This window comes from Bradyrhizobium sp. UBA2491, assembly GCF_002341725.1.
GTDB lineage: Bacteria > Pseudomonadota > Alphaproteobacteria > Rhizobiales > Xanthobacteraceae > Bradyrhizobium.
On sequence record NZ_DDOP01000015.1, the window covers coordinates 173,196 to 185,761 of the forward strand.

Below are 12,566 nucleotides of genomic sequence, written 5' to 3' on the forward strand. Positions count from 1 at the left end.
TTATAGTCCGGTAGTCACGTCGATGCGGTGGCCCTCTTCCAGGGTCACGATCGCGCGCTTGGTATCCGACTGCGAGCCGAGATTGCCGCGGAACACCTTGGTCTTGCCCTTGCGGACGAGGGTGTTGACGCTCTTCACCTTGACGTCGAACAGCTTCTCGACCGCTTCCTTGATCTGCGGCTTGGTCGCCTTGCCGGCGACCTTGAACAGCACCTTGTTGTGCTCGGAGGCGAGCGTCGCCTTTTCCGTCACGACAGGCGAGATGATGACGTCGTAGTGGCGCGGGTCGATGTTCTTCATTTGAAGCGCGCCTCCAGCGCATCAACCGCAGCCTTGGTCAGCACCAGCTTGTGGCGGCGGAGAATGTCATAGACGTTGATGCCCTGGATCGGCAGCACGTCGATGTTGGGGATGTTGCGAGCCGCGGTCGCGAAACCGTTGTTCAGCTCGGCACCGTCGATGATCAGCGCGTTGGTCAGGCCGAGGCCCGAGAAGTGCCCGATCAGAGCCTTGGTCTTGGCTTCCTTGACCGCGGCGCTGTCGATCACGATCAGCCCGCCGTCCTTGGCCTTGGCCGACAGCGCATGCTTCAGCGCCAGCGCGCGCACCTTCTTCGGCAGATCGGTCGCATGGGAGCGAACGACCGGACCGAACGCACGGCCACCGCCGCGGAACTGCGGCACGCGAGCCGAGCCGTGACGGGCGCCGCCGGTGCCCTTCTGCTTGTACATCTTCTTGCCGGTGCGCCAGACGTCGGCGCGGCCCTGGGCCTTGTGCGTGCCGGCCTGGCGCTTGTTGAGCTGCCACTGCACGCAACGCTGGATGATGTCCTTGCGCGGCTCGAGACCGAAGATCTCGTCCGAGAGCTGGACCGATCCGGCTTCCTTGCCTTCAAGGGTGGTGACTTTCAGTTCCATCTCACACACCCTCCTTCTCGGCCGAAGCCTCGGCAGCTTCGCCGCCGGCAACCTTGAACTTGCCGGGCTTCGGAGCTTCCTTCGGCAGCGGCTTCTTGACCGCGTCGCGCACCGAGATCCAGCCGCCCTTGGAGCCGGGAACGGCGCCTTCGACGAGGATCAGGCCGCGCTCAACGTCGGTCTGCACCACGCGCAGATTGAGCGTGGTGATGCGGTCGACGCCCATGTGACCGGGCATCTTCTTGTTCTTGAAGGTCTTGCCGGGATCCTGACGGCCACCGGTCGAACCGATCGAACGATGCGAGATCGAGACACCGTGGGTGGCGCGCAGACCGCCGAAATTCCAGCGCTTCATGCCGCCGGCGAAGCCCTTACCGATCGAGGTGCCGGTGACGTCGACGAACTGGCCGACCACGAAATGGTCCGCCTGGATTTCCGCGCCGACCGGGATCAGCGCGTCCTCGGACACGCGGAACTCGGCGAGCTTGCGCTTCGGCTCGACCTTGGCGACTGCGAACTGGCCGCGTTCGGCCTTGGGCATGTACACGGTCTTGCGGGCGCCCGAGCCGAGCTGAAGAGCGACATAGCCGTTCTTCTCGGTCGTGCGGTGGCCCAGCACCTGGCAGTTGCCCAACTTCAGCACGGTCACAGGGATATGCTCGCCGGTCTCCGTAAAGACCCGCGTCATCCCGACCTTCTGTGCGATCACTCCGGAGCGCATCGGCGTGCTTCCTGTCTTTCTGTCCGCAAGCGGCGGACGTAAAAATCCAAAACCTTAGAGCTTGATCTCGACGTCGACACCGGCGGCCAGGTCGAGCTTCATCAGCGCATCGACGGTCTGCGGGGTCGGGTCGACAATGTCGAGGAGGCGCTTGTGGGTGCGCATCTCGAATTGCTCGCGGCTCTTCTTGTCAACGTGCGGCGAACGGTTGACGGTGAACTTCTCGATGCGGGTCGGCAGCGGAATCGGTCCGCGAACCTGCGCACCGGTGCGCTTCGCCGTGTTCACGATCTCGCGGGTCGACGTATCGAGGATACGATGGTCGAACGCCTTGAGACGGATGCGAATATTTTGGCCGTTCATTGCCGTATTCTTTCTTTAGTGAGTGGCGAGTAGCGAATAGCGAATGGTGACCCACCCGCTACTCGCCATTCCCTATTCGCGTAATTACTCGATGATGGCGGCGACGACGCCGGCACCGACGGTGCGGCCACCTTCGCGGATCGCGAAGCGCAGCTTTTCTTCCATCGCGATCGGCACGATCAGGTGCACTTCCATCGCGATGTTGTCGCCCGGCATCACCATCTCGGTGCCTTCCGGCAGGTGCACGACACCGGTCACGTCGGTGGTGCGGAAGTAGAACTGCGGACGGTAGTTGGTGAAGAACGGGGTGTGGCGACCGCCCTCTTCCTTGGTGAGGATGTAGGCCTCGGCCTTGAACTTGGTGTGCGGCTTGACCGAACCGGGCTTGCACAGCACCTGGCCACGCTCGACTTCCTCGCGCTTGGTGCCGCGGAGCAGCGCACCGATGTTGTCGCCGGCCTGGCCCTGATCGAGCAGCTTGCGGAACATTTCGACGCCGGTGACGATGGTCTTCTGGGTGTCGCGGATACCGACGATTTCGATTTCCTCGCCGACCTTGATCACGCCGCGCTCGACACGGCCGGTGACGACGGTGCCGCGGCCCGAGATCGAGAACACGTCTTCAACCGGCATCAGGAACGGCTGGTCGATCGGACGCTCCGGCTGCGGGATGTATTCGTCGACGTTGCGCATCAGCTCGAGGATGGCGTCGTGGCCGAGCTTCTTGTCCTTGTCTTCGAGGGCGGCGAGCGCCGAGCCCTTGATGATCGGAATGTCGTCGCCCGGGAATTCGTACTTCGAGAGCAGTTCGCGAACTTCCATCTCGACGAGCTCGAGCAGCTCCGGATCATCGACCATGTCGCACTTGTTGAGGAACACGACGAGCGCCGGCACGCCGACCTGGCGGGCGAGCAGGATGTGCTCGCGGGTCTGCGGCATCGGGCCGTCGGCAGCCGACACGACCAGGATCGCGCCGTCCATCTGGGCCGCGCCGGTGATCATGTTCTTGACGTAGTCGGCGTGGCCGGGGCAGTCGACGTGGGCGTAGTGGCGGTTCTGCGTCTCGTACTCGACGTGAGCGGTCGAGATCGTGATGCCGCGGGCCTTCTCTTCCGGCGCCTTGTCGATCTGGTCGTAGGCGGTGAACGTCGCGCCGCCGGTTTCTGCGAGCACCTTGGTGATCGCTGCGGTCAGCGAGGTCTTGCCATGGTCGACGTGACCGATGGTGCCGATGTTGCAGTGGGGCTTGTTACGTTCGAATTTAGCTTTGGCCATTTGACTCTCCGTTCAATCGTTGACTGCCGTCAACGACAATCAGGCAAACTTCTTCTGGACTTCAGCCGACACGTTCGCCGGAGCTTCGGCGTAGTGATCGAACTGCATGGTGAAGGTCGCGCGACCCTGGCTCATCGAGCGCAGGTTGTTCACGTAACCGAACATGTTCATGAGCGGCACCATCGCGTTGATGACGTTGGCGTTGCCGCGCATGTCTTGGCCCTGGATCTGGCCGCGCCGGGAATTCAGGTCGCCGATGACCGAACCGGTGTAGTCTTCCGGGGTCACCACCTCGACCTTCATGATCGGCTCGAGCAGAACCGACTTGCCCTTCGTCAGCGCCTCGCGGAACGCGGCCCGCGATGCGATTTCGAACGCCAGCGCCGACGAGTCGACGTCGTGATACTTGCCGTCGACCAGCTGCACCTTGACGTCCACCACCGGGAAGCCGGCCACGACGCCGGAGCCCATCACGCTGTTGAGGCCCTTTTCGACGCCGGGGATGTATTCCTTCGGCACCGCGCCGCCGACGATCTTCGATTCGAACTCATAGCCCTTGCCGGGCTCGTTCGGCTCGACGACGATCGACACTTCGGCAAACTGACCGGTACCACCGGTCTGCTTCTTGTGCGTGTACTTGACTTCGGCCTTCTTGGTCACCCGCTCGCGGAACGCCACCTGCGGCGCGCCGATGTTGGCGTCGACCTTGTAGGTCCGCTTGAGGATGTCGACCTTGATGTCGAGATGGAGTTCGCCCATGCCCTTGAGGATGGTCTGGCCGGACTCCTGGTCGGTCGACACGCGGAACGACGGATCTTCCGCCGCGAGCTTGGCCAGCGCGACGCCGAGCTTTTCCTGGTCGGCCTTCGACTTCGGCTCGATCGCGATTTCGATCACCGGCTCCGGGAATTCCATCTTCTCGAGGATCACCGGCTTGTCGGGATCGCACAGCGTGTCACCGGTGCGCGCTTCCTTCAAGCCCGCCAGCGCGACGATGTCGCCGGCATAGGCTTCCTTGATGTCTTCGCGGTTGTTCGCATGCATCAGCAGCATGCGGCCGATGCGCTCCTTCTTCTCGCGGGTCGAGTTCACGACGCCGGTGCCGGACTGCAGCACGCCGGAATAGATCCGGCAGAAGGTGATGGTGCCGACGAACGGGTCGTCCATGATCTTGAACGCCAGCAGCGCCAGCGGCTCCTTGTCGTCCGCCTTGCGCACGACCTCGTTGCCGTCCTCATCGGTGCCCTTGATCGCGGGCACGTCGATCGGCGACGGCAGGTAGTCGACGACGGCGTCGAGCAGCGGCTGCACGCCCTTGTTCTTGAACGCGGAGCCGCACAGCACCGGATAGAACGCGCCGGTCAGCACGGCCTTGCGGATCAGGCGCTTCAGGGTCGCCTCGTCCGGCTCCTTGCCGTCGAGATAGGCGGCCATGGCGTCGTCGTCGAGCTCGACGGCGGCTTCCACCATCTTCTCGCGATATTCCTTGGCCTGCTCGACCAGGTCTTCCGGGATGTCGACATAGTCGAACTTGGCGCCGAGCGATTCATCGTTCCAGATCACGCCCTTCATCTTCACGAGGTCGACGAGACCCTTGAAGTTGTTCTCGGCGCCGATCGGCAGCTGGATCGCGATCGGCTTGGCGCCGAGGCGGTCGACGATGTCGGACAGGCACTTGAAGAAGTCGGCACCGGTCTTGTCCATCTTGTTGGCGAAGACGATGCGCGGAACCTTGTACTTGTCGCCCTGGCGCCAGACGGTCTCGGTCTGCGGCTCGACACCCTGGTTGGAGTCGAGCACGCAAACGGCGCCGTCGAGCACGCGCAGCGAACGCTCGACTTCGATGGTGAAGTCGACGTGGCCGGGGGTGTCGATGATGTTCAGGCGCTTGCCGTTCCAGAACGCGGTGGTCGCAGCCGAGGTGATCGTGATGCCACGCTCCTGCTCCTGCTCCATCCAGTCCATCGTCGCGGCACCTTCGTGCACTTCGCCGATCTTGTGGCTCTTGCCGGTGTAATACAGGATGCGCTCGGTGGTCGTGGTCTTGCCGGCGTCGATATGCGCCATGATACCGAAGTTTCGGTAGTCCTCGATGGCATGTTGGCGGGGCATGAGACTGTTCCTTAAATTCCGTTGTTCGCCTTACCAGCGATAGTGCGAGAAGGCGCGGTTGGCTTCCGCCATCCGGTGCACGTCTTCGCGCTTCTTGACGGCGTTGCCGCGGTTGTTCGACGCGTCGAGCAATTCCGCCGACAGGCGCTCCGTCATGGTCTTCTCGTTGCGCTCGCGCGCGGCCGAGATCAGCCAGCGGATGCCGAGCGCCTGACGGCGCACCGAACGGACTTCGACCGGCACCTGGTAGGTCGCGCCGCCGACGCGGCGGGAGCGAACCTCGATGGTCGGCATCACGTTCTCGAGCGCCTGCTCGAACACGCCGAGCGGCGGCTGCTTGGTCTTGGCCTCGATCATGCCGAGCGCACCGTAGACGATGTTTTCGGCGACCGACTTCTTCCCGGCGTACATCACCGAGTTCATGAACTTCGTAATGATGATGTTCCCGAACTTCGGATCCGGAAGAACTTCACGCTTCTCAGCAGAATGGCGACGCGACATCTGATCGTTTCCCGCTTACTTCGGACGCTTTGCGCCGTACTTCGAACGACGCTGCTTACGGTTCTTGACGCCCTGGGTATCCAGCACGCCGCGAAGGATGTGGTAGCGCACGCCGGGCAAGTCCTTGACGCGGCCGCCGCGGATCATGACCACCGAGTGCTCCTGAAGGTTATGGCCTTCACCCGGGATGTAGCCGATCACCTCGAAGCCGTTGGTCAGGCGCACCTTGGCGACCTTACGAAGCGCCGAGTTCGGCTTCTTCGGGGTCGTGGTGTAGACGCGCGTGCACACGCCGCGCTTCTGCGGCGACTGCTGCAGCGCCGGCACCTTCTTACGCGACTTCTGCACTTCACGCGGATTTGCGATCAGCTGGTTGATCGTCGGCATGTAGCCTTCACCCTTTAGTTCGCGCGAAGCCTTGAATGGCCCCGCCAATTCTTCTCGGGAAAAGCCGTCCCGTACGGCCCGCTCGACGCGAATCAAATACCCGCGCAAAGCGAAATCGCGCCAACCACTCATCGCTGAGCGGAAAGCGCTTCGACGCCACAGAGGACCGCGATCCCGGACCGTTCAGCGTTCGCTGTTCAGTCCGCCACCGAGGTCATGCATCCGAATTAACTCTCAAGAGACCTGCTCAAGAGAACCAAAATCGTCCTGGCATTGCCTAGCTATCATCGACAGCGTTTGAGCGGCATTCGTCGAGGTTGGTGCCCGTCCGGCGCCTGAAAAAGGGCCTTCGGGTGTTCCGTTCCGACGCTGGCGTAGCTCACCGCCTGTCGTTAAGTGGGCGCCTTGTATAATCGAGAGATAGTGAAGTCAAGTAAAACGACAAGCAAAGAAACGCCTCTGGCAGTTGCGTATTTCGCATTTCGCCGGTGCCGCGCCCGCGGTGGATTGTGACAGCTTCCGCGCCTCGCCCGACTCGATGGTGCCCCGGCGGAATCATATTATACCCGGATAAAATATGAATAGAAACAACTCTCCCCAACTTAGACCCGAAGGCAAAGCTCGGAACTAAGCCTTTATTTGCCAATCGCAGCGCAAAAATTGCGGTCTACGGCCACGGAATCTCTCATGCGGTATACCGACATCGCGATCATCGGCGGAGGTCTTGCGGGCTCGACCGCAGCCGCCATGCTCGGCCGTGCCGGGATACCGAGCGTCCTGATCGACCCCCATCAGGTCTATCCGTTCGATTTCCGCGTCGAAAAGATCGGCGGCGACCTCCAGCTCGCGCGATTCGCCAGCACCGGCCTCGCCGAATCCGTGCTCCGTTCGGCGACGCTGGACGGCGAGAACTGGATCGCGCGATTCGGCCGTCTGCTCGACCGGCAGCCGAGCCGGCAATACGGCATCATGTACGACGCGCTGATTGGCGCGGTTCGGAATGAAATCGCGGGATCGGCGGAATTCGTCTGCGACAAGGTCGTCAATGTCGCGACCAGTTTCGAGCGGCAGCGGATCGTGCTCGCCAGCGGCGAGGAGATCTCGGCCCGCCTCGTCGTGCTCGCCAACGGCCTCAATGTCGGGCTGCGCCGGATGCTCGGCATCGAGCGGCTGGTCACCAGCGCCTGTCATTCGATCTCGATCGGTTTCGACTTCGTGCCGGTGGGCCGTCCCGCCTTCCCGTTCCCGGCCATGACCTATTTCTCGGAGCGCCCGAGCGACCGGATTCCCTACATCACGCTGTTTCCGATCGGAAACCGGATGCGCGCCAACCTCTTCACCTACCGCCAGGCCGACGATCCCTGGCTGCGGGCGATCCGGCGTAGTCCGGTCGAGACGCTGAACGCCGCGCTGCCGCGGCTGCGCCGGCTCACCGGCGAATTCGAGGTCGCGGGCGACATCAAGGTCAGGCCGGCCGACATCTATGTCAGCACCGGCTATCGGCAGGCCGGCGTCGTGCTGGTCGGCGATGCCTTCGCCAGCACCTGCCCGGTCACCGGCACCGGGACCGACAAGGTGTTCACGGACGTCGCCCAGCTCTGCAACGTCCACATCCCGGCCTGGCTTGCGACCGACGGCATGGGCGAGGACAAGATCACCGCGTTCTACGACGACCCGGTCAAGACGGCCTGCGATGCCTGGTCGAACGCCAAGGCCTTCGACTTCCGCCGGGTCTCGATCGACAGCGGGCCATACTGGCAGGCGCAGCGCTGGGCGCGCTTTTTCAGCTATCTCGGCCGCGGCACGCTGCGCCGGCTGCGCAATCCGTCGGCGGCGCCGTCGGCGACCCGGCCGGCTGGTCATTTCAGGCAGCGTCCGCAGGCCGCGGACAGGGCTTGAGGCTCGGATCAGCGGACGCCGGGTCCGGGCATCAGCCGCGCAGCGGCGTCACGCCTCCTCGCCTTCATCCTCCTCATCATCATCTTCATCGTCCGCGTCGTCGTCATCATCATCCGCGTCGTGGTTGAGGTGCCCCTGGTCGTCCCACAGCTTGCGGTAGACGCCGTTCCGGGCCAGCAGTTCCTCGTGCGAGCCGCGTTCGATCGCCCGGCCGCCTGAGATCACGATGATCTCGTCCATCTCGACCACCGAGGTCAGGCGGTGGGTCGACCAGATCATGGTGCGGCCTCGGGCGACCTTCAGCAACGTACGGTTGATCGCCGCTTCCGTGGTCTGGTCGAGCGCCGAGGTCGCCTCGTCGAGCAGCAACACGGACGGATTGCGGATCAGCGCGCGCGCGATCGCGATGCGCTGGCGCTGCCCGCCCGACAGGGTATCGCCGCGCTCGCCGACCGGCGTGTCGTAACGCTGCGGCAGGCTCATGATGTAGCGATGGATCTCGGCCTTCCTCGCGGCGTCCTCGACCTCCGTGTCGGTCGCGCCTTCCTTGCCGAGCCGGATGTTCTCGCGGATCGACATGTTGAACAGCATGTTCTCCTGGAACACGACCGCCATGTTCGCCCGCAGCGACTCGCGCGTCACCCGGCGGATGTCGACGCCGTCGATCGCGACCCGGCCCTCGTCGGGCACGTAGAGCCGCAGGATCAGATTGATCAGCGTGCTCTTGCCGGAGCCGCTGGGGCCGACGATGGCGATGCTCTTGCCGGCATTGAGCTTGAGGCTGAGATTGTCGAGCACCGGCGTCTGCGCCCCCTCATACTGGAAGGTGACGCGGTCGAACGAAATGTCGTGGGTGATGCGCGGCAGATCCGGCGCACCGGGACGGTCGGCGCCACGGGTCGGCTCGTCCAGCAACTCCTGGATGTGCCGCACCGCCGCCGCCGACTGGATCGACACCGGGATGAAGTGCATCAGATGGGCGATGTTGTATGACACTTCCCAGAATGCGCTCTCGAAGGTCACGAAGGTGCCGACCGTGATCTGGCCCTTGGTGGCGAGATAGGCGCCGATCGCCAGCACCACGAGGTGCAACAACAGCACCGAGATGGTGACGGTTCGCTCCACCATGGTCGACAGGAACATCGCCGACGAGGCCTTGGCGCGGACGTCGCGGTTGCGCAACGTGAACCAGCCGAGCGCCCGGCGCTGCAGATTGAACGCCTTCACCACCGCTTGCGCGGCGACGTTCTCCTGCACCGTTCCGAGCAGCGCGGCCTCATTCTGCTTCTGCTCGTAATTGGCCTGCACCGCCTTCGGCGTCAGGATACGCGGCCCGATCAGCGTGATCGGAAACACCAGCAGGGCGACCGCGGCGAGCTGCCAGTTCAGGAACAGCATCAGGATGATGCCGGCGATCAACTCGAGGAACGGCAACGCCGCGCTGTTGGCGAAGGTCTTGACCGAGCCTTCGAAGGCCGACAGATCGATCGAGAAGCGCGACAGGATCTCGCCGCGCTTGGTGCGCGCGAAATAAGCCGACGGCAGGTTCTGGACATGCTCGAAGATGCGCGTCCGGACGTCGGCGATGATGCCCGCGGCGAGCCGCGCATCCCAGCGCTCGTACCAGACCGCGATGATCGAGGTGATGATCCCGGCGACCGCGAGCACGCCGAGGATCTTGTAGAGCGCCTGGAAGTCCTCCTCGCCGAGCGCGTCGTCGATCAGGAACTTCAGGCTGAGCGGCATGATGACGTTGAACAACGTCTCGACCAGCACGCCGAAGCTGACGAAGGCGAACGGCTTGCGGTAGTTGGCGAGCAGCGGCCGAACGAAGCCGAAGATCGTGGAGAGCGCGCCGGCGGCTTCCTTGGCGGTGAAGACGACGAGATCCTCGTCGTCATCATCGTCATCGAGCTCGTCGTCCTCGTCCTCCTCCTCGTCATCGGCTTCGTCAGCCGGCGCCGCGGCGGGCTTCGCGGTGCCTGCCGGCACGGGCGGACCGGACGCGGCGACGGGCTTCTTCTTCAGCTCGGGATCGTCGGCATCGGACCGGCTCGGATCGTCTGATGCAGGAGGTCTTGGCGCCATGAAACCAACCGATGCTCCACGGCCGGCATGACCGCAAATCGAAACCGCAGCGGCGAGCGCTGCGGCTGCGATCCTAAGCGATCAGGATGAATTCGGCAAAGCGTTTGGGCCGGCCGACGCGTTGCCGCGGTGGTCCCTGGATCGGACATCGGCGCGACAGTTTGTCGACGCAGGGCCTGCGCCCTGCGCCCGTTGTCGCTAGTCGAGGTCGGCCTCGACCTTGTCGAAGAACGAATAGCGCAGGCTGTCGGAGTCGGTGTACCACTGCCCCGGCCCCTTGTTGGCGGCCAGCGTCAGCGCCCACAGCGCGTCGGTGCAGTCGCGGCGGTGCATCGACAGGTCGAAGCCGTTGCCGAAGAACAATTCCGACCATTCCCACCAGGTGCCGAGCTTCTTCACTCCGCGCAACAGGTCGTAGCGATCGATCACCGCCGGCGCCATGTCCGAGGTCACCGACGCGAAGATCAGGCCGGTCTTGACCACGCGGTTGAGCTCGCGCACCGCGCGCGGGACCTGCTTCTCGCCGAGATGGCACAGCGAGGTCTCGAACACGAAGTCGAACTCGTTGGCCTTGAACGGCATGTCGGCGATCGAGCCGAGCTTGTTGTACTTCTTCAGCGCCTTCGGCGTCTTGCCGTGGATGTAGCGGTTGTTCTCGATGCCCCAGGCATCGATGCCGCGGTCGCGCAGCGCGCCGACCAGTTCGCCGCTGGCCGAGCCCGCCACCAGCAGCTTGTAGCCCTTCGCCCTGCCCCAGACCGTCTTGATCAGGTCGGTCAGATAGGCCGGGTCGGTGAAGTTGCGCCAGACTTCGCTGTAGGGGCCGGCGCCGCGATAGTTCTCGAAATAGCTGCGGTCGATCTTGTCGGACAGCTCGGCGCCTTGCTGGGCGCGGGCGCGGCGCAGCCGCATCATCTCGGTGACGACGATGTCGGTCGCGGCATCGGAGGAATCGAGCAACCCGTTCAGCGTCGAATCGAACAGATAGTCGCCGACCACCACGATGCCGGGGTGGTCCTTCGGCTCGGGACGGTGATTGGTCATGACGTCGCGCACCGGCAGGCCGCCGGGCAGCGCGTTGACCGACGACAGCCAGCGATGGATCTTGCCCTCGAGGAAGTGCTCGCGGGCATTGCCGAGCGAGGCCGGCAGCGACTTCAGCGCGGCATCGATCAGTTCCTGGTCAGAGAGATTGGCGAAGGCGAGCGCGTCGGAGCCCGCGATCAGCCAGTTCAGCACACCGTGCTTGCCGACGTCGTGGCGCGCGCCCTCATTGTAGACGCAGCAGCCGCCGAACGCTTCCGACATGAACCAGGCGCCCGGGATCTTCTCGCCCCAGAACGGCTCGTCGAACAGCACCGAGACGCGCAGATAGTGCGCCGGGCGATCGAAATAGGCGACGTGCTTGACCATCGACCGGCGCAGCTCCTCGCCGTCCCAGCGCATGGTCGCAAGCCATGAGTGCGGCAGGCAGACCAGCACGAGGTCGAAGTCGCGGGTCTCCGGCCCCTTGCCGTTCATCATGTTGAGCTGGTAGCGGCCGGCCGCGGTCTTGCCGACCTTGAGGACGCGGTGGTTGAGCTGGATGTCGGCATCGACCTCCGAGCGCAGGCAATCGATCAGCTGCTCGTTGCCGTTCTGGATCGAATACAGCCCGATATAGCCGTCGACATCCATCACGTAGTTCTTCAGCGCGTTGAGGCCGTTGGTGTTGTGGCTCTCGGTCGCGAGATCGGAGCGCGCCATCACCTTGAAGAACCGCTTGGCGGTCACGTCCTCGACCTCTTCATCGAGGATCTGCTCGGCGGTCTTGTAGGCCCACGGGTGCTCGTTGTCGTGAGCGCCGACGCCCTCGTAATATTCGATCGGCGACACCAGATCGCTGCAACGCTTGCGGAATGCCTCGATCGCGGCCGCGGTCTTCGGCCCGTATTTGCGGCGCATGCCGGGGACGTCGGCGAGCAGCTCGCCGTCGAGATGGACCTGCTCGGCGTCCATCGGGATGGTTTGCAGGCCGAAATGCTGGATCAGCTCGCGCAGCGGGTCGGGTCCCGTCATCGAGTAGTCATAGATCTCGGCGACGCCCGCTTCATACATCGCGGGTGCGGTGTCGAATTTGCGCGTGACGATTTTGCCGCCGAGACGGTTCGACGCCTCGAAGATGGTGACGCGGCAGAGGTCGCCGAGTTTACGCTTCAAGTACCAGGCGCTCATCAGCCCCCCGGGGCCGCCGCCTACGATAGCCAAGTCGAGCATTATGAATTCCGTCGTCTCCGGCACTGCCGAGCAGCCGGTCTAAGTCA

Annotated in this window: 11 protein-coding genes; 1 reads left to right on the top strand and 10 read right to left on the bottom strand. The window is 63.8% G+C overall.

Features of this window, described 5'->3' with window-relative positions:
- The 8 genes from B2W55_RS04685 to rpsL form a co-directional block, all read right to left on the bottom strand.
- Window positions 1-300: a 50S ribosomal protein L23 gene (locus B2W55_RS04685; protein WP_016843746.1), complete on the bottom strand. Its 300-nt coding sequence runs from the start codon at window positions 298-300 to the stop codon at window positions 1-3.
- Complete coding sequence (gene rplD / locus B2W55_RS04690) at window positions 297-917, bottom strand: 50S ribosomal protein L4 (RefSeq protein WP_024578572.1); 621 nt, start codon at window positions 915-917, stop codon at window positions 297-299. The genes B2W55_RS04685 and rplD overlap by 4 nt, the downstream gene beginning before the upstream one ends.
- A gap of 1 nt (window position 918) precedes the next feature.
- Window positions 919-1,638: a 50S ribosomal protein L3 gene (gene rplC / locus B2W55_RS04695; protein WP_024578571.1), complete on the bottom strand. Its 720-nt coding sequence runs from the start codon at window positions 1,636-1,638 to the stop codon at window positions 919-921.
- 54 nt (window positions 1,639-1,692) lie between these two features.
- A complete protein-coding gene (rpsJ, locus tag B2W55_RS04700; RefSeq protein ID WP_002712302.1) occupies window positions 1,693-2,001 on the bottom strand; it encodes a 30S ribosomal protein S10 in 309 nt (102 codons plus the stop codon).
- A gap of 84 nt (window positions 2,002-2,085) precedes the next feature.
- A complete protein-coding gene (gene tuf / locus B2W55_RS04705) occupies window positions 2,086-3,276 on the bottom strand; it encodes an elongation factor Tu (protein WP_021081658.1) in 1,191 nt (396 codons plus the stop codon).
- Between the two features lie 39 nt (window positions 3,277-3,315).
- A complete protein-coding gene (gene fusA, locus B2W55_RS04710) occupies window positions 3,316-5,388 on the bottom strand; it encodes an elongation factor G (RefSeq protein WP_024578570.1) in 2,073 nt (690 codons plus the stop codon).
- 30 nt (window positions 5,389-5,418) lie between these two features.
- On the bottom strand, window positions 5,419-5,889 hold the full coding sequence (gene rpsG, locus B2W55_RS04715) for a 30S ribosomal protein S7 (protein WP_021081660.1): 471 nt from the start codon (window positions 5,887-5,889) through the stop codon (window positions 5,419-5,421).
- Between the two features lie 15 nt (window positions 5,890-5,904).
- The gene (gene rpsL / locus B2W55_RS04720; protein ID WP_006611834.1) at window positions 5,905-6,276 is read right to left on the bottom strand and encodes a 30S ribosomal protein S12; all 372 of its coding nucleotides are present in this window, start codon (window positions 6,274-6,276) and stop codon (window positions 5,905-5,907) included.
- Between the two features lie 687 nt (window positions 6,277-6,963).
- Between rpsL and B2W55_RS04725 the strand changes: the two genes are divergently transcribed.
- Window positions 6,964-8,175, top strand: coding sequence for an FAD-dependent oxidoreductase (locus B2W55_RS04725; RefSeq protein ID WP_024578569.1), 1,212 nt, complete (start codon window positions 6,964-6,966; stop codon window positions 8,173-8,175).
- A 48-nt stretch (window positions 8,176-8,223) separates the two neighbouring features.
- Here the strand turns inward: B2W55_RS04725 and B2W55_RS04730 are convergent, their stop codons facing one another.
- Both B2W55_RS04730 and B2W55_RS04735 read right to left on the bottom strand, forming a co-directional pair.
- The gene (locus B2W55_RS04730) at window positions 8,224-10,263 is read right to left on the bottom strand and encodes an ABC transporter ATP-binding protein (RefSeq protein WP_024578568.1); all 2,040 of its coding nucleotides are present in this window, start codon (window positions 10,261-10,263) and stop codon (window positions 8,224-8,226) included.
- A gap of 198 nt (window positions 10,264-10,461) precedes the next feature.
- Window positions 10,462-12,519, bottom strand: a complete 2,058-nt coding sequence (locus tag B2W55_RS04735; protein ID WP_024578567.1) for an FAD-dependent oxidoreductase — start codon at window positions 12,517-12,519, stop codon at window positions 10,462-10,464.
- Window positions 12,520-12,566: the final 47 nt, after the last annotated feature.